This window comes from Brevibacillus gelatini (assembly GCF_003710935.1).
GTDB classification, from domain to species: domain Bacteria; phylum Bacillota; class Bacilli; order Brevibacillales; family Brevibacillaceae; genus Brevibacillus; species Brevibacillus gelatini.
Window position 1 is genome coordinate 99092 of record NZ_RHHS01000015.1, and the last position, 23246, is coordinate 122337.

Below are 23246 nucleotides of genomic sequence, written 5' to 3' on the forward strand. Positions count from 1 at the left end.
GGAGTGAACGAGGTGGAAGAGTGGTTGTTGCCATTACAGCAAACGGTTCCGTTGTTGCAACAGGCCGAAAGCGTCGCCGAAATCAGAAAAGGACATTCAACGGATCGGAAGTATCGCGTCGACTTGGCGGAAGGCGGTTCGGTTGTCCTGCGAATGGCCCGTTACGAGCAGGCGGAGCAAAAAGAAAAGGAGTTTGCTGTATTGCAGTACATGCAGTCTTTTGGGGTCAGAGCTTCCAAGCCGCTTGACTTTGGCGTGCGCAAACAACTGGGGATTTGCTACATGATCGTCTCGTACATCGAAGGCGAGGAAGCGCGGGAGGTATTGCCGACTCTCACAGACAGCGAGCAGCAAGAGATCGGTTTCCAGGCGGGGCGTGATTTGGCCCGGATGCACCAGCTCGCAGCGCCTGCGACAATATCGGCTTGGGCTGTGCGTTGTGTGGAGAAACATCAAAGGTATGCAGAAGCATACAGGTCCTCTGCTGTGCAGTTCAAAGATGACGAACGCATTTTGGCATTCATTGAACGGCACTTGTCAGAGCTCGCGGGACGGCCGAACGGCTTTTTGCATGACGATTTTCACGTTGGAAACCTGATCGTTCACAACCACAGCTACGCGGCCGTGATCGACTTTAATCGCTACGACTGGGGCGACCCGGTGCATGAGTTCGTCAAGCTCGCTTTTTACAGCAAAGAAGCAAGTATTCCGTTTTGCAATGGGCAACTGGCAGGCTATTGGAATCAGCAAGAGATTCCCGACTCTTTCTGGACGCTTTACAACGTGTACACGGCGATGGCTATATTTTCCTCGCTCATCTGGACAGAGCGGACAATCCCCGAGCTGTTGCCGGACATGATGAAGCGGATTGAGACTATTGTTGAAGAACACGATGCGTTTACGAGACTCATCCCGCGCTGGTATAGCTGGATCAAATAAGAAAAAAAAGAACTATGGAAGCGAATCCATAGTTCTTTGTAGAGGGGAAGCGAGAATTACAGACAGCCGTCGATTTCTACAGTGAGCAGCTGGCTGGGCAGAACAGACAGACCGTTGACTTGACCACCGCCGATGGAAGTACGGCCGTATGTGGTCAGCAGTACATTTTCACGGTTGCCGTTGCGGCCGACAATCAGGCGCACTTCGTAGTGGTTCGTCGCAGTAACTGCCGCATTGAGTGCAGTCCGTGTGTTGGCGGCGAGAGTTTGGGTGACGTCAAGCAGTGTACCGAGCGGGTTTGTTTGTGTAACGGCTGTGCCCCAGTTCAGAACCTGCACACGCACTTCAACCGGTTCGTCATTGAGGTTGACCAAATCGATGTGCGCAGTGAGAGTAGTGTTAAGGTTGTTTTGCAGGATACCGGTAGTGCGGACGGTCGTTCTTCTTGGTCGTTCTCCCCCGAAATTGTTGGTGCTTTCGAACTCCATTTCAGACATCCCAGATCACTCCATTTCTTGTTGTTTAAATAGTGGGACAATACTACAATATTGAGTCTCGTCTCCATTTGAAACGGCGAACGTAATGGGACGAGGAACCATTTCTGATAGAAAGCGGTGAAATCGGATAAGCGAGGCTTCTACGACGGATTAAGCGGCTACCAGCTATCCTGCGAAGCGCAAATGGCGGTCGCCGCATTCCGGGCGGCCCATGAGCAGCTTGCACAAAAAGAGTTGAATTGTTTGGAATATTGTAACATTCTTGGACAGCATATGGCTAATGATGAAAGGGAAATGTTGAAACATGTCGAATGTGTAAACATGACAACTTGGCATGAGTCCAAAATTTTTGGTTCAGGCAGCAAAGGAGTTTAGTGGAATGGATCATTTCTCTCATCTTTCGCAGAACGATTGCCATTCATGCAGCAAATCTTCGATTCCACAAAACGATGATTCTCCCGGCATCTCTTTGAAAGGAAATCCAGAAGTTTTGGCTCAAATGAACATGATTAATTTGACGCAAAAAGACCTGGAGCTGATTGCAGAGCTTCGCCCGGTGGTAGTGGCACAAATTGAGCAGATCACAGCGTCGTTCTATGAATCGATTCTGCATGTGGATTCGTTAAAGGAAATTATTACGAGCCATACAACGGTCAACCACCTGCGTCAAACATTGTCCCACCACCTCATGGAAATGTTCAACGGGCGCATCGATGAAGCTTTTATCGAAAAACGGATGCGCATTGCCACGGTGCACAAAAAGATCGGGTTGCCCTCGAAGTGGTACATGGGCGCGTTTCAAAACCTGCTGAGCACGCTGCTTCGCATCGTCGACGGATTGCAAGGCATTCGCCCGGATTGCTCCGCTCTTGCCCAGGCTGTCACCAAGCTGCTCAGCCTTGAACAGCAGTTGGTGCTGGAAGCCTACGAGATTCAGACGCGGATGGAAGAGCAACGATCGAAAGCGATTATTGAATACCACGCGCTTCACGATGACTTGACTGGCTTGCCAAACCGGAGGATGCTGCATCAGACGCTGCAGAAGACGATTGAACAAAGCGCGGAGGATGATTCCCGTTTTGCTGTGCTCGTGGTGGACATTGATCGGTTCAAACTGATTAACGATTCGCTTGGACACACGTACGGAGATCGTTTTTTGCAAGAGGTCAGCAACCGCATTCGCAAAAGCACGGAAGGCTTTGACGTCACGATTGCGCGAATGGGCGGGGACGAGTTTACGCTGATTTGCAAAAACGTGTCCTCCGACCGGAATTTTACGGAACTGGCGGAGCAGGCCGTCAAGGAGATTGAGGTTCCGTACCGACTGCAGAGCATCGATTATTATGTCTCAGCCAGCATCGGTATAGCCATTTATCCCGATCACGGCACAACTGTCGAAGAATTGCTGAAAAATGCTGACGCAGCCATGTACGAGGTAAAGAAAAACGGCAAGAACGGCTACCAGTTGTTCTCCAACGAGCTGGACAATCAACTGCTGCTGCGCTTCGAGATGGAAAGCGACTTGCGCAAGGCGATCAAGGAGAATGAGCTCACGCTGCATTACCAGCCGCAGGTACAGGCGCTCAGCAATGAAGTAATCGGCGTGGAAGCGCTTGTTCGCTGGAATCACCCGACAAAAGGGATGCTTTCGCCCGGCCTTTTTATTCCGCTGGCGGAGGAAACCGGGCTTATCTACGACATCGGAACATGGGCACTGCGGGAAGCTTGCCGACAGATGAAAGAATGGCACGATGCAGGCGGCCCGCTCATCCCAGTATCTGTCAACTTGTCCTCGCGGCAGTTCCACCAGGCGAATCTGGTTGAATCCATTCGCGACATCCTGGAGGAAACCGGACTGGAAGCGAAATATCTGGAACTGGAAATTACCGAGAGCATGATGATGGACCCGGATCTGTCCACGGAAATTCTCAACAAGCTGAACGATTTTGGGGTAAGAATCAGTCTCGACGATTTTGGGACCGGATACAGTTCTTTGAGCTATCTCAAGCAACTGCCCATTCACAGGCTGAAAATTGATCGCTCCTTCATCACCGATATTACGCAAAATGCGAGTGACCAGGCGATTGTGGCGACGATCATCGCCATGGCGAAGCATCTGAATATGGAAGTGATCGCGGAAGGAATCGAAACACAGGGTCAGCTCGATTTCTTGACAGAAAACGCCTGCAAGGAAATTCAGGGCTATTATTTCAGCCGACCGCTGCCAGCAACAGAAGTAGAAGAGACTTTTTTTGTCCCGTACAGACAGTCCCGATCTATTCTGCGAGAGTGAGAGCGGATGTATGGAATGGAATCATCTTGCAATTCCTGATACAATAAAGAGAGTCCCTTCGGGGGCTTATTTTTCTAAGGAGGTATTTTCATTGGAAAACAAGGCGTTTATCAAACTCGTCCATGAAAAACAACTGGGGGGTGACATTTATTATGAACCATAGTGTTTTGCAAGGGACGAGAAAGCATCTGATTAACCAGCTTGTATTTTTTGATGAGCAATATTCGCTCTTTTTCGATCATTATGTCCGCGATTATGGAAGAGAGAAACAAACGATTGATGAAATGATCCAGCGCTACAAGCAGACGCTGGAACAGTTGCTTGCCCAAGACGACAGCGCTTTGCTTGCATCGCTGAAATCAGTGACTTTGCTTGGCAGCAGCGTGAAGGTGCGATTTGAAGAGGATGGCTTTGAGGAATCATTTACGGTGGTGTACCCCACTGATATTGATCCGGATAACAACAGAATTTCATTCTTGTCGCCCATCGGCAGACAACTGCTGCTGACTGCTCCGAACGATTTGCTTGATCTGGAGAGTCCGGTCGGCAGGCAGCAGGTGCAGGTGCGGGAGATAAGCTTTACATATATGGGCGATTTTTCAATGTAATCGTCATGGGAAAGGAAAAAAGGTGCTAACAGTCCGGTTAGTGCCTTTTCTTTTCCCAACAAAATGTTGGCGTGACTGGCAACCAAAAAAGACAGAGGACATCATCCTCTGTCTACTTGGCATTTTGCCCATCGCCGCAATTGAATTGCCACTCAATGCCGAACTTGTCGACGAGGCTGCCGTAGGCTTTGCTCCAGAAAGTTTCTTGCAACTCCATGCGGACCGTCCCGCCTTCTTTCAGTTTATCAAAGTAGCCTTTCAACTCGTCGTGATTGTCGCTGATGACCGCCAGGCTGAAATTCGTTCCCGCTGAATACGGCATTCCGGGAAACGCATCGGAAAACATGACCGGGCTTCCGCTGATGAGAAGCCGTGTGTGCATGACGAGATTTTTCGCTTCTTCCGGCAGCGGATAATTCGGGTCTTGCGGCGCCTCGCCATAGGTCATGATCTGCGGTGCTTCCGTCTGGAATACTTGCGCGTAAAACTGGACCGCTTCCCGGCAATTGCCGTTGAAGGTGAGGTAGGCGTGGACAGGCATGTACGTTCCTCCTTGTCGGTGATGTTTTTTGATCTCTCCTATGATGGAAATATTTCCTGGTAAATATACGTGACAGGCTGTTGAAAGGAACAGTCAGGACAAAACGCTAGGGAATGAGGTTGCCAGCCGCTTTGTAGATGCGGTACCATTCCTCACGGGTCAAGGTCAGGTCGGCCCCTTTGCAAGCGTCCTTGAGCCGATGCACATTGGTCGTTCCGAGCACCACCTGAATATTCGCCGGATGGCGGGTGATCCAGGCAACGGCGATGGCGGTGCTTGTTACTCCGTATTTTTCTGCGATGCTGTCGATCACCTTGTTCAGCTCAGGAAAATGGATCAAATCGCCGAGAAACGGGCCTTTGAACACGCCGTGCTGGAACGGCGACCACGCTTGCAGCGTGATGTCGTGCAAGCGGCAGTATTCCAGAATGCTGCTGTCGCGGTTGAGCGATTGGTCTGTTTTCATGTTCAGCGTGATGCCGGAATCGATCACGGGTGTGTGCACGATACTGAACTGGATTTGATTGATGACGAGCTTTTGCGGCAGGAACTTTTGCAGCAGCGCAATTTGCGCCGGGTTATGGTTGGACACTCCGAAATAGTTGACCTTGCCCTGTTCTTGCAATTTCTGAAAAGCCTCCGCGACTTCCTCCGGCTCCATCAACGGATCGGGGCGATGGAGCAGCAGAATATCCAAATATTCTGTTTTCAACCGTTTCAATATCCCGTCGACCGAGGCGAGAATATGCTCCTTGGAAAAATCGTAGTAGTTTTCCTTGGCGCGAATGCCGCACTTGCTCTGCAAAATCATTTTTTCGCGTATCGCAGGGCTCATTTGGATGGCTGCGGCAAAGTGCTCCTCACAGCGGCCATCCCCGTAAATATCTGCATGGTCAAACAGATTGATTCCTTCTTCAAGCGCCGTGCGAATCAATTTTTCCGCTTCCGTAAGGGAAAGCTGGGTGAGGCGCATGTTGCCCATAATCATGTTGGAAGCATGTAGTTCAGTGTTTTTGATCGAAAAATACTTCACGTCCATTCCTCCATCCACTTTTTGCTCCATGATTGTTTCGGCAATCGCGATTGTTCTCCCTGCCGCTATTTGATTCCAAGCCCGCGCTTTTTGCGCACAAGCGTCGAGATATTGACGCCGAGCTTGTCGGCACACTCCTGCATTGTGCTTGTTTCTTTCAATACGCGCTGAATGTATTCCCGCTCGAACCTTTCGACCGCTTCCTTGAGCGTGATCGGCTGCTCCAGCTTGGCCAGGTGAAGCGGAAGTGAGCTGTGCTGCGAGCTGCGAATCGAGGCGGGAAGCTGGTCGTACGTGATGCGGCCGTTTTCGCACATGTGGTAGGAACGTTCCACGACGTTTTTCAGCTCGCGGACGTTTCCCGGCCAGTCGTAGTCGACGAGTGCTTCGAGCGCGTCGGTTTCGAGCCGCATTTCCTGCTGGTATTTCCACTCCAGCTTTTTTAAATAGTAGAAAATGAGCGCCGGAATATCCTCGCGCCGTTCGCGCAGCGGCGGGATGGTCAGCGACAGCACGTTCAGCCGGTAATACAAGTCCTGACGAAACTGTTTTTGCTCGACCATCGCTTCCAGGTTGCTGTTGGTGGCGGCGATGATGCGCATGTTTACCTGGCGCGACGTTTTTCCGCCCAGCCGTCTGATTTTTCCGTCCTGCAAAACATTCAGGAGCTTGACCTGCAAAGGAAACGGCAAATCGCCAATCTCGTCGAGAAAGATCGTACCGCTGTGCGCCAGCTCAAACAAACCCTCCTTCGCCTGGCTCGCTCCGGTGAACGCGCCTTTTTCGTAGCCGAACAGTTCCGATTCCAGCAGATGATCGGGGATGGCCCCGCAGTTGATTTTGATAAACTCGCCCGAGCGCCCGCTCTGCGCGTGAATGTAATTGGCCAAAACGTCCTTGCCGACCCCGGACTCGCCGAGCAGCAAAATCGGGGAATCGTTGGCCGCAAAGCGATTGGCCAGCGAGACGATCCGGTGCATCAGGCTGCTGCGGTAGATGATCTGGCCCCCGGAGTCGATGTCGTTTTGAATCTGCTCCAGGGCGCGTTGGAAGGTTGAATTGATCTGCCGCGTTTCCTCCAGCTCCTGCTGCAGCTTGTTCAGCTCGGTAATATCGCGGACATTGCCGACGACAAACAGCAGTTCCCCGTTTTGGTCGAGCAGGGGTGTCGCCGTATTGATCGCCGTCCGGCCGTTGGCGTAATGAATCACGACGCTGTGCGTCTGCTTGGTCGCGATCGCTCTTGCGGCAGAGGAGTCGGGAACGATGTGCATTTCTTTTTGTTCAATATAGCTGAAGTTGTTCAGAATATCAGCTGGAATTCCGGTTATGCTCAAATATGCGTCGTTGTACAGGAGTACATAGCCGTTGCGATCACAGATCGCCAGGCCGTCGTGCGAGGTTTTGAAGATGGTCATAATCAGCTGGACGAGCTCCGTATTGTCGCTTCCTTGAAAAAACCTGGTCTGATACATGGTGTACCCCCTTGTTGCTTGTTTGCAAAATAATCAGAATTGAGCATCGATGCGCAAAAATGCATATGCAAAAATAATCAACGACAGCATCCGGTATGAAGAAACCGCTTTCAAGCGATTGGCACGCAGTTTGCTAATACTTATGGATAACTATGCGAAAAAGCGAGGGATGTTACATGTCTTCATTATATCAGGTATTGACTCCTGCGGGAGAGTTGACAGAGCCGATCAACGGGCGACTGGACGAATCTGTGATGATAAACATGTATGAACATATGGTGCGGGTGCGTCTGTTTGACCGCAAGTCGATTCATTTGCAGCGCCAGGGCCGGATGGGAACGTACGCTCCTTTCGAAGGACAGGAGGCTTCGCAGGTCGGCAGCGCGATGGCACTCAAGCCTGGTGACTGGCTGTTCCCCACTTACCGCGATCATGCAGCGGCGATTGTGCACGGACAATCCATGGCCCGCGTATTTTTGTACTGGATGGGCCATATGGAAGGGAGCATCAGCCCGGAAGGATTGAATATCATGCCGCCATGCGTACCGATTGCGACACAAATGGTGCATGCAGTGGGCACAGCATGGGCGAGCAAGTTGCAAAACGAAAAGCATGTCAGCCTGGCCTACTTCGGCGACGGGGCGACGTCGGAGGGCGACTTCCACGAAGCGCTCAACTTCGCAGGGGTGTTCCAGACGCCGACGATCTTCTTCTGTCAAAACAACGGCTATGCGATTAGCGTGCCTTTTTCCCAACAATCTGCTTCGAAAACGATTGCGCAACGTGCGGTCGCCTATGACATTCCGGGCGTGCGCATCGACGGCAACGATGTGTTCGCGGTCTGGCTAACCGTGAAAGAAGCGGTGGAACGGGCGTTGAACGGCCAGGGGCCAACCTTGATTGAAGCGGTGACATACCGGTACGGTGCTCATACGACCGCAGACGATCCGAAAAAGTACCGCGATCAGGAAAAACTGGCGGAAGAGTGGAGAAGCGAGCGCGATCCGATCCAGCGGCTGCACACATTCCTCGTCCGTCGCGGGCTGTGGAACGAGGCCAAGGAAGCGGAGCTGATCGCCCGGGCAAATGAACAGATCGATGCAGCACTGGTAGAAGCTGAGAGCTATCCGAAGTCCCGTCCAGAAGACATGTTCAAGCATGTGTACGCAGAGCCTGTCTGGATGGCAGTGGAGCAGGAAGGGGAGCTTGCAAAACCAGCGAAGAAGGAGGACATCCCGGCATGAGTCGCAAACTGACGATGATTCAGGCAATTACGGAAGCAATGGACCAAAAGATGGCAGAAGATTCGCGCGTCATGTTGCTCGGTGAGGACGTCGGTGTGAACGGAGGGGTTTTTCGCGCGACCGAAGATTTGATTCACAAATACGGGGCGAACCGCGTCGTCGATACGCCGCTGTCCGAGGCAGGCATCATCGGGGCAGCCATCGGGCTTGCCATGAACGGGCTGATTCCGGTTGTCGAGATTCAGTTTCTGGCCTTTATATATCCCGGCTTTGAGCAGATTGTGTCCCATGCTGCGCGGATGCGTTACCGGACACGCGGCCAGTACCATGTACCGATGGTCATTCGCACCCCATACGGAGCCGGCATTCGCGGGCCGGAACTGCACTCCGAGAGCGTCGAGACGTTTTTTGCCCACGTACCGGGGCTGAAGGTAGTCGCTCCGGGCACGCCGTATGATGCCAAAGGCTTGCTGATCGCGGCCATGGAAGATCCCGACCCGGTCATCTTTTTGGAGCCGACCAAGCTGTACCGGGCCTTCAAGGAAGAAGTTCCCGAAGAAATGTATCGCGTCCCAATCGGGAAAGCAAAAGTGGTACGGGAAGGAACGGATATTTCCATTTTTGCCTGGGGGGCCATGCTGCGCGTAGCGGAGGAAGCGGCAAAGCAGATGGAGCGTGAGCAGGGAGCAAGCTGTGAAGTCGTGGACTTGCGGACGATTTACCCGCTCGATCGCGACACGATTGTCCAATCGATCAAAAAGACCGGGCGCGCTGTCGTCGTCCACGAGGCGCACAAGACAGCAGGCATCGGAGCGGAAATCATCTCGATCATCAACGATGAGGCGCTGATTTACTTGAAGGCTCCGGTGAAACGGATTACAGGCTTTGACGTGCCTGTTCCGCAGTTTAGCATCGAGGACGATTATTTGCCGACGCCGGCACGCGTCAAGAGCGGCATTTTGGAAACGCTTACGTTTTAGCGCAAAGGAGCGAGGAACATGGTGGAGTTCAAACTCCCCGATGTGGGAGAAGGCATGCATGAAGGGGAAATCCTCAAAGTGCTGGTTCGCCCTGGCGAAAGAGTCGTCCAGGACCAGCCTGTCATTGAGGTCCAGACTGACAAAGTCAACGCAGAGCTGTCAGCTCCGGTAACCGGGGTCGTCCAGGAAATCCGCATTGCCGAGGGCGACACGGTCGAGGTGGGCACGGTACTTTTGGTGATCGACACAGGGGAAGCAAGCGGAGAGGGTGCGGAAGCAAAGCCGGCTTTTACACCTGCACCTGTGCCGGAAAAGCAATCGACCACTGCGGTACCGACTCGGCACGGGGCGCGCCGGGCCTTGGCGACGCCGTATGTGCGGCAGTTGGCGCGGGAAATGAAAATCGACATTGAACAGGTAAGCGGCACGGGGCCAGCCGGACGCGTCACGGAAGAAGATTTGCACAAGTTTGCCAGTGGTGGACAAAAGCGTGCGCTGCAAGAAGTATCAGCGACGGCTTTTGCTGCGGCTCCCGTGACCGAGCCTGCGGGTCCCGTAACGTCAGCAGCCGAACGCAAGACGGCAGAACCGGAAAAGCCAGGGCAAAAGCAAGCATCGTCCATGCCAGTAAGCGGGGGCGATCAGCTGATCGAGCGTCTGCCGCTGAAAGGCATCCGCAAAAAAATCGCGGAGCACATGGTCAAATCCGTAACGATCATCCCGCATGTTACCTCCGTCGACGAAATCGAAATGGATCAGCTTGTGGCCCTGCGGGAACAGTTGAAGCCGCATGCCGAGAAGAAGCAGGTCAAGCTGACGTTTTTGCCGTTTTTCATCAAGGCGCTGGTCATCGCCTTAAAGGAATATCCGGTCATGAACGCTTCCATCGACGATGCCACCAACGAAATTTTGCTGAAGCGCTTCTATCATATCGGGATCGCAACCGATACGCCGGACGGGCTGATTGTGCCCGTCATCAAGGATGCCGACCGCAAATCGATTTTTCAACTGGCAGCAGAGATCAAGCAGTTGTCGGAGCTTGCGCGCGAAGGCAAGCTGACACTCGATCAGATTACTGGCGGGACGTTTACGATCAGCAATGTCGGACCGATCGGCGGCCTGCAAGCGACACCCATCATCAACCATCCGGAGGTTGCGATTTTGGCCCTGCACAAAATGGAAAAGCGCTGGGTCGTGCGCGAAGACGAAGGCGTCATCCGGCAAATGATGAACATATCGCTGTCCTTTGACCACCGCCTGATCGACGGCGTGACGGCAGTGCGCTTTACCAACCGGATCAAGGAGCTGCTCGAAGATCCGAATCTATTGTTCGCGGAGATGGTCTAAATGGTAGTCGGAGAAATCGCAATCGAAACAGATGTTGTCGTCATCGGAGGCGGCCCCGGCGGATATGCAGCAGCCATTCGCCTTGGACAGTTGGGCCAATCGGTCGTCCTCGTGGAAAAAGAGGCGCTGGGCGGCGTGTGTCTCAACCGGGGCTGCATCCCCTCCAAAGCGTTGATTCATGCCGCAGGCGAGTACGAGAAGCTGGCTGGCCTTGGCAAGCTGGGGATCAGGCTGCCGGAGGGGAGCGCGGCGTTTCACATGCCGGACTGGCAGGCGTGGAAAACATCCGTCGTTACGCAATTGAGCCAGGGGGTGGAGCAGCTTTGCAAGGCAAACGGCGTGACAGTGGTCAAAGGCTCTGCCACGTTTCTGTCCGCCGACCGGATCGGTGTCGAGACGGGCGGCGATTTTGAAACGTACAAGTTCCGCCAGGCGATCATTGCCACTGGCTCCCGCCCTTTTGCGCCGAAAGCTTTGGCGCCGGACCACGAGCGTATTCTGGATTCCACGGACGTGCTGAACCTGCACGAGCTGCCGAAGTCGCTTGCGATCATCGGCGGCGGTTATATTGGGATGGAGCTGGGCATGGCGTTTGCCAAACTGGGAACGAGTGTGACTGTCGTGGAAGCAGCTCCAGGCATCCTGCCGCAGACGGCTCCACACTTGACGCAGGAAGTGCGCAAGCAGGCGAAAAAGCTGGGGATGACTATAAAAACGGCGACAAAAGTAGAGGAAATCTCGCACAACGCTGACCAGGTGGAACTGACCGTCTTCTCCGAGCCGCACGGACGCGAACAGATCACTGTTGACAAAGCATTGGTGACGATTGGCCGCGTGCCGAACACGGGCGACATCGGTCTGGGGCAGGCAGGCGTTGTGATCGATGAAAAAGGCTATATTCCTGTCGATGCCGCGTGCCGTACCAACCAGCCGCACATTTTTGCCATCGGGGATGTCACGCCCGGACCTGCACTGGCGCATCGCGCAGCGAAGCAGGGCATCGTGGCCGCCGAAGTCATCGCGGGCTTGCCAAGCAGCGTGGACTCGCCGTATGTGCCGTACGTCATTTTTACCGATCCGCCGATAGCTGGTGTCGGCCTGACGCGGGAAGAAGCGGAAGCACAGGGTTATCGGGTCATGGCGTCGTCGTTCCCGTACCGGGCAAACGGCAAGGCACTTGCCATCGACGAACGGGAAGGCTTTGCAGAAGTGATCGTCGAAGAGGAAACCCACCTCCTGCTTGGCATGCACGTAGTCGGTGCAGATGCGCCGAACCTCATCGGCGAAGGCGTACTGGCTCTGGAGCTTGCGGCCAGAGTCGAAGATTTGGCTCTTACCATCCACCCGCACCCGACCTTGAGCGAGGTGTGGCTGGAAGCAGCGGAAGCCGCACTTGGACACGCCATCCACATCGTCAATAAAAAATAAGCGTAAACCTCCTTGCTCGCGACTGGAACGCGAAAGGGGGTTTTTTCTTGTCTGTCCGAAAGTATATCTTTTCCAGCATGAAAGCAAACTAACTGGGAAATGGCACGTTCGGCTGCAACAAAGGAGAGGGAACGGTGGGAGACTGGGTGACGATCTGGATCGGAGCGAGTATCGGGACATTTCTGGCAATCGTGTTGCTTGCGACCATAGCGTTTTGCTTTTCGCGCGGATTCGTGCGCTGGGCGGTCGGCCACTTCGTCAAAATCGTGATGAACGACCGCTATCCGGAAAACATAGGGGAAATCGTCTCGGCACTGACGCGCGTCTCTCCGCAAAAGGTGCTGGAAAACAGCTTGCGCTCTGCGGAGGGCATCGCAATTGACAGGCCGTTCGGCAGCCCGCGAAAATTTTTGGATTACGACAGCCTGCTGTTTTCCCCCGCCCAATTGGCTGTGCTTCCTGCACCGGAAAGCGCGAAGGTTGAGATGCGCCTCACCATCGGTCCGATGGCAAAAAAACCGTTGACCCTGGAAATTCCGCTGTTGGCTGGCGCGATCGGTTTTGGCGTGGGGGTGACGGAAAAAGCCAAGATCGCCATTGCCAAAGGGACGGCTGCGGTCGGCACCGCCACGAATACGGGGGAAGGCGGCTTCTTGCGTGAAGAAAGAGAGAACGCAAAATATTTGATCTATCAATATCATTCCGCAGCATGGACAAAAAGCCCGGAGATTCTCAAGCAAGCCGATGCAATCGAAATCCGGATGGGACAAGGCGCAACCGCCGGTACTGCGACGTTTATCCCGCATCAGGAGCTTTGCGGCAAGGCCAGCCAAGTCATGAATGTGCCAGACCAGGAGTACATCGTCATCCCGGCCAGGCATAAGGAAGTCCAGCAGCCGGACGATCTGCGCAAGCTCGTCGACCAGCTCCGCGAGTTGACAGAGAGCGTACCGATTGGCGTCAAGATGTGCGCCAGCGCGAAGCTGGAAGCCGATCTGGAAGTGGCGATCATGGCTGGCGTCGATTTTATCAGTCTGGACGGGGGACAAGGCGGTTACAAGGGCAGCGCACCAATCCTGCAGGATGACTTCGGTTTGCCGACGATCTATGCCGTGTCACGAGCGGTGCGCTACTTGCAAAAGCGCGGAGTCAAGGAAAAAATAACGCTGCTGAGCGGAGGCGGGTACTATACGCCAGGCCATTGCCTGAAAGCGTTGGCACTGGGCGCGGATGGCGTCTATCTGGGTACAGCCATGCTCTGGGCGATGGCGCACGATCAGGTGACGAAGGCCATTCCGTGGGAGCCGCCCACCCAAATCCTGTTTTATAACGGACGCTTCACAAAAGAGTTTGACGAGCAGGAGGCAGCCAAGTGTTTGGAGCATTTTTTTCGCGCGTTCGTCCATGAAATGCGGATCGCTACGCTCGCCTTGGGAAAGACATCCATTCGCCAGGTCGGCGTCGCCGATTTGATCGCCACAGACAGCATGACCAGCAAGGTAACAAACATCCCGCTTGCTTACACCCCGCACAATCCGCAACGTCAGTCATGAGGGCAAAAAGCCGAATCGAGAAGCGAAGCTGATGTCGAGGTCTGTGAAAAAACGTTGAGACTGGAAGGACATCGGGCAATTACCTACCGAATTTAGCAGGTAAAAAATGGTGCATATCGAATTGGAAATAGGAAAGAGAGGCGCGGATGGTGAGCGCTTGGCCGGATTACATGATCCCGTATCCTTTCATCATCGTGGACAATTGCTTCTTATGTCCAATGAAAAATAGCTGTCCCGCAACCAGAAATGAGTGGGGAGCAAGAAGGAGGAACTCTGAAAGTGACGAAAGCCGAACGGCTGCAATTCTATTCAACGTATACTCCCAACACCGATCCCGGTGAATACGGCTATCTCTTTCAAGAGTTACCCCAAAACTTGCCGGAGCTGTGTCGATTAATCAAGTGCCAGCTAATCCACCCTGCGATGATAAAAAAAGGGAGGCATTTGCTGACCGACTATACGCGAAATGAGGACGAGACCTTTTACAGGATCACCGACATGCTGGAGGCGCTGGTCGAACGCAACGCGGACGGCCTCACCTACGACCGTCTGCCAAGCGAGCGGCTGCTTCTTTCCTGCCGCTTCCATTCGCTGCTGCTGATCTCCATGCTGCGTTCCCAGGGCATTCCGGTGCGCAGCCGGGTCGGCTTTGCCAGCTATTTGTCCGAGAACGGCCGGAAATATATCGATCACTGGATTTGCGAAGTGTGGGAAGAAGCCGGAAAGCGGTGGATCAGGGTCGATCCTGATCGGGAGATAGTAGATGTTCAGGGCGATGCGTTCCTGATGGCAGGGGATGCATGGCTGATGGCTCGCGACAACGAGATCAACCCGCAGTTGTTCGGCGTCAAAAAATCGTGGGGCATGCCCTATATCCGCAACAACTTGTGCTTTGACCTGAATGCCGTTCTCGGTAACGAACTGGGCTACCGGGACTTTCCGCCGCTTTGCCAAAAGGCGATGGACGAGCTGGACGTAGAAGAATGGCAACTACTCGATGAGATCGCCATTTATTTGCAGGACCCGGATGAACATTACGCGCAACTGCAAGCGCTGTTTTCGGAGCATGACTTCCTGCAATTCAAAGGATAGAACAGTGAAAAGGATCGAGCAGTTGTACGATAAAACGCGAAGCGGTCGTACGAAGATGGACCAGTACGTCAAGGAGCAGCGAACACCGATCAGCGGGAAGGAATGGAGAACGGGTGCACATTGAAGTCTACAATGCCAAGCTTCACAATCTGAAAAACATTACAACGAAAGTTCCCAAGCATCAGTTTATTGTGGTCACGGGAGTCAGCGGCTCGGGGAAGTCGAGCTTTATTTTCGATACCTTGCATCAGGAGGGACAGCGGATCTATTTGGAGGCGCTGGGGATTGCGCACGATGTCCAGCATTACGACTCGTTTGACATGATTTTGGGCCTGAGTCCGACGATTGCCGTACAGCAGCGCACCGTCAGCAATCTGAATCCACGCTCGGTCGTCGGCTCCGTCACCCGCATCCTGAACCTGCTGGCGATCATTTACGCCCAGGAGGGACAGCGGGCAGGGGAAAGCCAGCATCAACCGGACGAGTATGTACCGGGGCTGTTCATGTTCAACTCTCCACATGGTTCGTGCCCTGCTTGCGGGGGCAGGGGAAGTGTGGTCGAAGTGAACGTTGCAAAAATTTTGCCGCCGCCCAGTGAAACGATTGAACACTGGCATCAGTTCGCCTACCAATTCCCGCACGCGAAAAATGAGGAAAAAGAGTACGTGCACAAGCGTCTGGATAATTTTGTAAAACACTTTCAGGTGAGCACGGAAACGCCTTTTGCCGCATTGCCAGAGGAAGCCAGGGAAGCGTTTCTGAATTATCGGCCCAGGCGGACGCAGAGCAAAGGCCACCTGATTTTTTACGGTGTCCATGTCGTCATTGAGGAAAAGCTGAAAAAGCTGAATGTACAGCAATTCCCCGATCTCTTGACGACGCGGCTGTGCGCGCGATGTCAAGGGTTTCGTCTCGGTCCGGAAGCGCTTTCGATCACAATCGGCGACAAGCATATCGGCCAGCTTTGCCAGATGAATGTAAGCGAATTGGCGGCGTTTCTCCGCCATTACCAGACAGCGCGGCCGCACACCCCGTTTGTCGCCCATTTGCTCGCCGAGATTTTGCGCAAGCTGGACTGCCTTGAAACAGTAGGGTTGTCCTATTTGAACCTGTATCGCGAAATCCCGACGCTGAGCGGAGGGGAGACGCAGCGGCTGCACATCATGTCGCATTTGTCGGCAAAGGTAGATTCAATCATCTACATATTCGACGAGCCGACGGCCGGATTGCACGAACAGGAAAAAGAAAAAATCATCGAAAGCTTCCATCGGCTCAAGCAGCAAGGGAATACGGTGATTGTCGTGGAGCATGATGAAAGCGTCATTCGGCATGCCGATACCATCATGGACTTTGGCCCATTGGCTGGGCAGTTCGGCGGTTCCATCGTCTACCAGGGGAGCTACGCCGACTTTCTTACATCCCGCGAGTCGATCACGGCCCGGTATTTGCGCGAGAAAAAACACCCGCCAAAAAAATACGCAAGCAGGATGGGTGCGTCTTTTCCCAAGCTGTCGCTCCGAAACGCGCGAACCCATCATTTGAAAAATATCGACGTCGATCTTCCGCTTGGGGCCATCGTCGGGATCTGCGGGCTGTCTGGCAGCGGCAAAAGCTCGCTGGTAATCGATACGCTTATTCCCAAGCTCCAGTCATCGTTCAAGGCCAAAGCGGGCAAGCAAAGGCCGCTTGTCGAAGAGGAAGAAGAGCGCGAAGGCGATTCTGCCTATACACAAGCCGATGCCAGGCTGGAAGGCGCAGAAAACATTGACGGCTGTGTCGTCGTCACGCAAAAGCTGGCCCGACGCCATGAAAACTCGTGCGTCGCCACATTTTTGGGCGTATGGGACCATATCCGGTACATTTTTTCCATGCAGGAAGAGGCCATTGCCCTGCAGTTTACGCGCAGCTCTTTTTCTTTCAACTCGACAGGCTCGTGCCCGGCTTGCAACGGAAACGGACACATCAAAAGATGGCTGGGCCAGCAGACCTTTTACGACCCGTGCCCTTCCTGCCAAGGCAAGCGATTCAAGCGGGAGGTCCTGCAGGTTCGCTACAAGGAGCGCACGATCTCCGATGTTCTGGAGATGTCGGTCACGGAAGCGTGTGAATTTTTCCGCGATCACGGCAAAATCAGCAAGCTGCTGGGCACGATCGAAGAGTTGGGCATGGGCTACATCCTTCTCGGACAAAGCCTTACGACATTGAGCGGCGGAGAAGCCCAGCGGCTGAAACTGGCCCGCGAGCTGGGGAAAAACACAAAAGGGAGCTATCTGTACATATTGGATGAGCCGACTGTCGGGCTCAGCTACTATGACACCGAAAAATTGCTGATATTACTCGGCAAGCTGATCGCAAGCGGGCATTCCGTCCTGCTCATTGAACACGACCCGTATGTGCTCGCCTATTGCGACTATTTGATTGAGCTTGGGCCAGGCGCAGGCGACAAAGGCGGCGAGGTCATCGCCAAAGGAACGCCGGAAGAGATCAAGCAACAGGCCTGCTCGCTGACCGGACCATTTTTGCCGTAAACGACAGTGCTTGTCTGGAAAATTTGTCATAGCGCGAGTAGCTGCCCCAACTGGAAAAGCAAACTCGCACAGGAAAGGAACGGGAAAATGAATAGCAGCGCTCTGTTTCAGGAGTTTCCGGTATTGAAATCGGACGAATTGATCCTGCGGGAGATCGAAGAGTGTCACCTGCATGATTTGTATGAAATTTACAGCAACGAAAACGTTTTTACGTATTGCGGCATCATTCCCAGACAGAAGAAGGATACGGTCTTGAAGATGATCGGACATTTCAAACGGGATTACCTGAAAAAATCGAGAGTAAAGTGGGGCATTTTTCCCGCTCACAAGCACGAGAGCGACACATTAGTCGGCATCATCGAAGCCTTCGATTTTCATCAACGGGTGAACATGGCAACCATCGGCTACTTTTTGGCCGAAGCCCACTGGGGAAAAGGAATTGCTTCCAAGGCGGTCAATATGGTCGTCCGCTTCTTGATGGAAGAAGTCAAGCTCAACAGGATTCAGGCAGAAGTCATGCCGTCAAATGAAGCGTCCAAGCAAGTATTGCGCAAAAATGGCTTTATGATGGAAGGAACGCTCCGACAGGCCGCGCTCTGGACAGGCAAAGGAATTGTCGATCTGGAGATTTACGGTCTGTTGCAGGAAGACTATCAAAAGCTGATGAGATAACCGCCTTGTCCAACAGCCAGACGTCCCGCTGGAAACAGCTGAACAAAAAGGTTTCATCCCGGAAGCAAGCAGGGGATGAAACCTTTTTCTTGTCCTTTATGCCCAATCAATTGCTGTGAAAATACGCAATCAAGGAATCCAGCGGTACGACGTCCACCTTTTCGCCGAACGACTCTGTTTGGGCACAAGCCGTTAGTGCGTAATCGTCATCCAGCGCGTACGTCTTGAAAAACCAATCCCCTTGTTCATATTCGCGCCACCCCTCGACACTTCCCTCTTTGACAGTGGAGAAGCTGTCCAGCGGGAGGAACAGCCCCTTGCCGATTGCTTTGATATAGCTTTCCTTGGCTGTCCAGACATGGAAAAAGCGTTCCAGTCGTCGCTTGCTATCCGCTTCTTCCTCGATAAACGCGCATTCCTCTTTCGCGAAAAACTGGCTGGCAATTTGCAAATCTATCGCCTGTTTTTTTTCAATATCAATGCCGACAGGATGCTCGGCGGTGATGCAGACCACCCAGCTGCCTGCGTGGGAAAGATTGAAGTGCAAACGACTGCACGGGTCAAGCAGCGACGGTTTGCCATAGGCATTCGTGCCAAACAGGATGCTTTTTGCAGGAACCGCGAACCTTTCTGCGGCGATTTTCCGAATCAACAGATCGGCCAACAGGCCGCGGACGAGATCGTCACGGTGATAGAATGCCAAAAGCCGCTGTTTCTTTTCGGCGGTCACAATAGACAACAGGCGGGGAACGGTTTCCTCAGGAAAATCGGTGATCGAGACCGCGTAAATATGCACCATGTTGAACCTCCATTCTCGTAGTCGACAAGCTTTGCGTAGACTGGCGCAAGCGATCTTGTCCATGCGCGGGCATCGGCTGACGGCACACCCGGCGCAATCCATTCAGTTCCAGACATCAGTATGTATAGTAAAAAATTACCTGTTTATCCAGTATAAATCATGAATTGCCTGGTGAACATAGCAAAATTCTCTGTTTGAAAAATTTTAACAACAAACCGTTTCGCTGTGAAAATGGTGCGTTTGCCAACGAACGGCGATCCCCTTTATTTTGGAAAAAAGCCTTGTCCGTAAAGAGGCTGTAAAGAGCCACCCCGAATTTTTTAACAAAATGTCCCTATTTTTTTACCAATTTCCAATTTTTCTCTGCTATAATGATCTTCAACGTCAACAACCTAGTGCTTTTAGCCTGTCAATTGCTGTCGCTGGCGTTTTCCCAAAGGGTGAGGGAGAAGGGGCGCACACAGGTCAAACGAACTTTTGGCAAACGGCAAGCAGACCGATCCGCGCTGCAGCGCCTGTGTTTCCTTGTCGAATCATGATTGGTAACGTGACTTTTTTCCCAAAATCATCTCCCATAAACAGGAAATTTTCCTGATTGTTAAATTTCCCCAAATGAAGGAGAATGATGATCTGGGAATGGAGTCATCCAATTGTTTTGTGAAATGGTTTATTATTACAGTAGAGGTATTATCATCCTATTTATTCATTACATTCGGCCCTTTCTCAGCGCAAGGTATGTTCTGCACCCAAGAAAATTCGTCTTTATTCGATCCTCATTCTAACTGCCCAGCACATTGACGCAGCTGTCACTTGTTGGCCACGGTTTTGACACACTTCATGATGAGCAATAGCAATTTCGTTATCGGAGGGGACACATGTTAGCAAATCAGGCCAATCTTATCGACATCGAGTGGGAAATGAAGCACCGTCCGCAGGTTCCTTTTGCACAGGATAAGACGATTCATCAATTGTTCGAGGAGCAGGCAGAGGCTTTTTCGGACCATGTTGCTCTTGTCTATGAAAACAAAAGGCTCACTTACCGGGAACTGAACCGAAAAGCCAATCAGTTGGCGAGAGTCTTGCTGGAAAAAGGCGTGCAAACAGACAGCATCATCGGTGTGATGATGGAAAAATCCATCGAGAACATCGTCGCGATTTTGGCCGTTCTCAAAGCAGGCGGGGCGTATGTGCCCATCGACATCGAATATCCCCGCGATCGCATCCAGTACATTTTGCAGGACAGTCAAACCAAAATCGTGCTCACCCAAAAAAGCGTCAGCCAGCTCGTTCACGACGTCGGCTACAGCGGGCTCGTGGTTGCCGTTGACGAACAAAACATGGACGCTTACGAAGATACCAATCTGAACCGCCCAAGCAAGCCCACGGATCTTGCCTATGTCATTTACACCTCGGGGACGACGGGCAAACCGAAAGGCACCATGCTGGAGCATAAAGGCATCGCCAACTTGCAATCGTTTTTCAAAAACGCGTTTGGCGTCACGGAGCAAGACCGGATCGGCCTTTTTGCCAGCATGTCGTTTGACGCCTCCGTCTGGGAAATGTTCATGGCGTTGCTAAACGGCGCGAGCCTTTACATTCTTTCCCGGCAAACGATTCATGATTTCGTTACGTTTGAAAACTATTTGAGTGAAAATGAATTGTCGATCATCACGTTGCCGCCGACCTATTTGACACATCTTACTCCTGAACGCATTACTTCCCTGCGCATCATGATAACGGCAGGTTCCGCTGCCTCTGCTCCTTTGGTAAACAAATGGAAAAACAAACTCCGGTACATAAACGCATACGGCCCCACGGAAACGAGCATTTGCGCGACGATCTGGGAAGCGCCGTCCGATCAGCTCCCCGTGCAGACGGTTCCGATTGGCAAGCCGATTCAAAATACACACGTTTACATTGTCGATGAAGATTTGCAGCTGTTGCCGCCCGGCAGCGAAGGCGAACTGTGCATAGGCGGGGTCGGCCTGGCAAGAGGCTATTGGAATCGCCCTGATTTGACCGCAGAAAAATTTGTTGATAATCCGTTTGTGCCCGGTGAAAAAATGTACCGGACAGGTGATCTGGCGAAATGGTTGCCGGATGGAACCATCGAGTTTCTCGGCAGAATCGACCATCAGGTGAAAATCAGAGGCCATCGGATTGAGCTTGGCGAAATCGAGTCCGTTTTGTTGTCACATGACCAGGTCAAAGAGGCTGTCGTCATGGCCAGAGAAGACAACCAGGGCGGGCAGTACCTGTGCGCCTATTATATTTCTAGCTGCGAAGTAAATCCTGCACAGCTCAGAGACTACGCAGCCCAAAAGCTTCCGGCCTACATGCTGCCTTCCTATTTCGTCAAGTTGGACAAAATGCCGCTTACGCCCAATGACAAGATCGACCGCAAAGCTTTGCCGGAGCCCGATTTTTCGGCGAACGCAAACGGCGATTCCTACGTTCCGCCGAGAAACGAGACAGAGTCGATTCTCGCAGCGATCTGGCAGGATGTTTTGGGAATCGAGAGGATCGGGATTCGCGACAATTTTTATGCACTCGGTGGCGATTCGATCCAGGCGATCCAGGTCGTCGCGCGTCTGCATGCCTATCAACGCAAGCTAGAGACGAAAGATTTGCTGAATTACCCGACAATCGAGCAGGTCGCTCCCTATGTGAAACATACCACCAGAAAAAGCGATCAGGGCATCATCGAGGGGAACGTGCCGCTTACGCCCATTCAAAAATGGTTTTTTGAGAAAAACTTCACGAATATGGAGCATTGGAACCAATCGTATATGCTCTACCGTCCGGAAGGATTCGACCGCGCCGCCCTTCAGCGTGCCATGGACAAAATCGTGGAGCACCACGACGCGCTTCGCATGGTCTATTCGCACGAGAACGGGAATGTGCTGCAACACAACCGCGGTTTGGGTGGCAACTTATACGACTTTTTCTTCTATGATCTGACAGCGCAAGTAGATGTCGAGCAGACAATCGAAGCCGAAACGCAGCGTTTGCACAGCAGCATGAATTTGCAGGAAGGGCCGCTGGTGAAAGTCGCGTTGTTCCATACGCTGCAAGGCGATCATTTGTTTTTGGTCATTCATCATCTGGTCATGGACGGAATTTCCTGGCGGATTTTGTTTGAGGACCTGTCTACCGCCTATGGGCAGGCAATTGCCGGGCAAGAGATTCGTCTGCCGGAAAAAACGGATTCTTTCAAAAAGTGGTCAGAATGGTTGAGTGAATACGCGAACCAGGACGATTTGCTTGGCGAGATTCCGTATTGGGAGAGCCTCGAATCCAAAGCGGCAAACGTATCCCTGCCCAAAGACTATGAAACGGCGGGCTGCACACAAAAGTCTGTGCGGCACATGCGGATACGGCTGGGGGCGCAAGAGACGGAGCAGTTGCTGAAGCAGGCCAATCAAGCCTATCAAACGGAAATCAACGATTTGCTGCTGGCGGCGCTTGGCCTGGCTTTTGCCGAGTGGCGCAAGCTAGAGCAGCTCGCCATCAATCTGGAAGGACACGGGCGCGAAGAGATCATCGAGCAGGCGAACGTGGCAAGAACAGTCGGATGGTTTACGTCCCAGTATCCAGTCTTGCTCGATTTGAGACAGACGGCGCCTTTGTCCGACTATATCAAACGCACAAAAGAAGAGTTGCGGAAGATCCCGAATAAAGGCATCGGTTACGACATCCTAAAGCATCTGACTCTTCCCGGAAAACGCGGTTCCTTGACCTTCAGCGTGCAGCCGGAAGTGACGTTCAATTACCTGGGGCAGTTTGATGCCGACTTGAAAACGGAACTGTTTACCCGTTCGTCGTACAGTGGCGGCAACACACTTGGCGCAGATGGCAAGAACAATCTCAGTCCTGAATCGGAAGTGTACACCGCTTTGAATATAACGGGATTGATCGAAGACGGAGAGCTTGTCTTCACATTCTCCTACAGCGCGGAGCAGTTCAAAGAAGAGTCCATCCAGCAGTTGAGCCAAAGCTATCAAACGCAGTTGCAACAGATTATCACGCATTGCGCTGGAAAAAAAGAAGTAGAACGGACTCCCAGCGATTTTAGCGTCAAAGGCCTTGAGATGGAGGAAATGGACGATATCTTCGAAATACTGGCAAATACACTGACGTAAAGCAGCTGTTGCCGACTTTTGCCGGGTCAGCGCGCTTTCCATTCCCATTTTCCTACAGATAAAACAAAAATTGAT

The 23246-nt window shown here is 52.7% G+C and carries 17 protein-coding genes; 12 read left to right on the forward strand and 5 right to left on the reverse strand.

Annotation, left to right across the window (positions count from 1 at the left end; translation table 11 throughout):
* Nucleotides 1–12 precede the first annotated feature (12 nt).
* Nucleotides 13–939 carry a phosphotransferase family protein gene (locus tag EDM57_RS05640; protein ID WP_122903798.1) on the forward strand — a complete coding sequence of 309 codons (927 nt, stop codon included), beginning with the start codon at nt 13–15 and terminating at the stop codon, nt 937–939.
* 56 nt (nt 940–995) lie between these two features.
* Here EDM57_RS05640 and EDM57_RS05645 read toward each other — a convergent pair whose 3' ends face one another.
* Nucleotides 996–1427 (reverse strand): hypothetical protein, encoded by a 432-nt coding sequence (locus EDM57_RS05645; RefSeq protein WP_246005746.1) that lies wholly within the window; start codon nt 1425–1427, stop codon nt 996–998.
* A gap of 388 nt (nt 1428–1815) precedes the next feature.
* Here EDM57_RS05645 and EDM57_RS05655 point away from each other — a divergent pair, with 388 nt between their 5' ends.
* Together EDM57_RS05655 and EDM57_RS05660 are read left to right on the forward strand one after the other, a co-directional pair.
* Complete coding sequence (locus EDM57_RS05655) at nt 1816–3729, forward strand: putative bifunctional diguanylate cyclase/phosphodiesterase (protein WP_170163398.1); 1914 nt, start codon at nt 1816–1818, stop codon at nt 3727–3729.
* A gap of 152 nt (nt 3730–3881) precedes the next feature.
* The gene (locus EDM57_RS05660; RefSeq protein WP_122903801.1) at nt 3882–4337 is read left to right on the forward strand and encodes a GreA/GreB family elongation factor; all 456 of its coding nucleotides are present in this window, start codon (nt 3882–3884) and stop codon (nt 4335–4337) included.
* A gap of 112 nt (nt 4338–4449) precedes the next feature.
* Here EDM57_RS05660 and EDM57_RS05665 read toward each other — a convergent pair whose 3' ends face one another.
* The 3 genes from EDM57_RS05665 to EDM57_RS05675 form a co-directional block, all read right to left on the reverse strand.
* Nucleotides 4450–4878: a VOC family protein gene (locus EDM57_RS05665; RefSeq protein ID WP_122903802.1), complete on the reverse strand. Its 429-nt coding sequence runs from the start codon at nt 4876–4878 to the stop codon at nt 4450–4452.
* A gap of 106 nt (nt 4879–4984) precedes the next feature.
* Nucleotides 4985–5911 carry an aldo/keto reductase gene (locus tag EDM57_RS05670; protein ID WP_122903928.1) on the reverse strand — a complete coding sequence of 309 codons (927 nt, stop codon included), beginning with the start codon at nt 5909–5911 and terminating at the stop codon, nt 4985–4987.
* A 65-nt stretch (nt 5912–5976) separates the two neighbouring features.
* Complete coding sequence (locus EDM57_RS05675) at nt 5977–7386, reverse strand: sigma-54 interaction domain-containing protein (RefSeq protein WP_122903803.1); 1410 nt, start codon at nt 7384–7386, stop codon at nt 5977–5979.
* Between the two features lie 176 nt (nt 7387–7562).
* Here EDM57_RS05675 and pdhA point away from each other — a divergent pair, with 176 nt between their 5' ends.
* From pdhA to EDM57_RS05715, 8 genes are all read left to right on the forward strand, one after another.
* Nucleotides 7563–8630 carry a pyruvate dehydrogenase (acetyl-transferring) E1 component subunit alpha gene (gene pdhA / locus EDM57_RS05680; protein ID WP_122903804.1) on the forward strand — a complete coding sequence of 356 codons (1068 nt, stop codon included), beginning with the start codon at nt 7563–7565 and terminating at the stop codon, nt 8628–8630.
* The gene (locus tag EDM57_RS05685) at nt 8627–9610 is read left to right on the forward strand and encodes an alpha-ketoacid dehydrogenase subunit beta (RefSeq protein ID WP_122903805.1); all 984 of its coding nucleotides are present in this window, start codon (nt 8627–8629) and stop codon (nt 9608–9610) included. The genes pdhA and EDM57_RS05685 overlap by 4 nt, the downstream gene beginning before the upstream one ends.
* Nucleotides 9611–9628: 18 nt before the next feature.
* A complete protein-coding gene (locus EDM57_RS05690) occupies nt 9629–10957 on the forward strand; it encodes a dihydrolipoamide acetyltransferase family protein (protein ID WP_122903806.1) in 1329 nt (442 codons plus the stop codon).
* Entirely contained in the window at nt 10958–12385 is a 1428-nt protein-coding gene (gene lpdA, locus EDM57_RS05695; RefSeq protein ID WP_122903807.1) for a dihydrolipoyl dehydrogenase, read from the forward strand.
* Between the two features lie 134 nt (nt 12386–12519).
* Nucleotides 12520–13938: an FMN-binding glutamate synthase family protein gene (locus EDM57_RS05700; RefSeq protein ID WP_122903808.1), complete on the forward strand. Its 1419-nt coding sequence runs from the start codon at nt 12520–12522 to the stop codon at nt 13936–13938.
* Between the two features lie 279 nt (nt 13939–14217).
* Nucleotides 14218–15030, forward strand: a complete 813-nt coding sequence (locus EDM57_RS05705) for a transglutaminase domain-containing protein (RefSeq protein WP_122903809.1) — start codon at nt 14218–14220, stop codon at nt 15028–15030.
* Nucleotides 15031–15143: 113 nt separating this feature from the next.
* Nucleotides 15144–17558, forward strand: a complete 2415-nt coding sequence (locus EDM57_RS05710) for an excinuclease ABC subunit UvrA (RefSeq protein ID WP_122903810.1) — start codon at nt 15144–15146, stop codon at nt 17556–17558.
* Between the two features lie 87 nt (nt 17559–17645).
* A complete protein-coding gene (locus tag EDM57_RS05715; protein WP_122903811.1) occupies nt 17646–18230 on the forward strand; it encodes a GNAT family N-acetyltransferase in 585 nt (194 codons plus the stop codon).
* A gap of 106 nt (nt 18231–18336) precedes the next feature.
* On the opposite strand, the gene EDM57_RS05720 is transcribed toward EDM57_RS05715, so the two are convergent.
* Entirely contained in the window at nt 18337–19029 is a 693-nt protein-coding gene (locus tag EDM57_RS05720) for a 4'-phosphopantetheinyl transferase family protein (protein WP_170163399.1), read from the reverse strand.
* Between the two features lie 875 nt (nt 19030–19904).
* Here EDM57_RS05720 and EDM57_RS05725 point away from each other — a divergent pair.
* Complete coding sequence (locus EDM57_RS05725) at nt 19905–23171, forward strand: non-ribosomal peptide synthetase (RefSeq protein ID WP_122903813.1); 3267 nt, start codon at nt 19905–19907, stop codon at nt 23169–23171.
* Nucleotides 23172–23246: the final 75 nt, after the last annotated feature.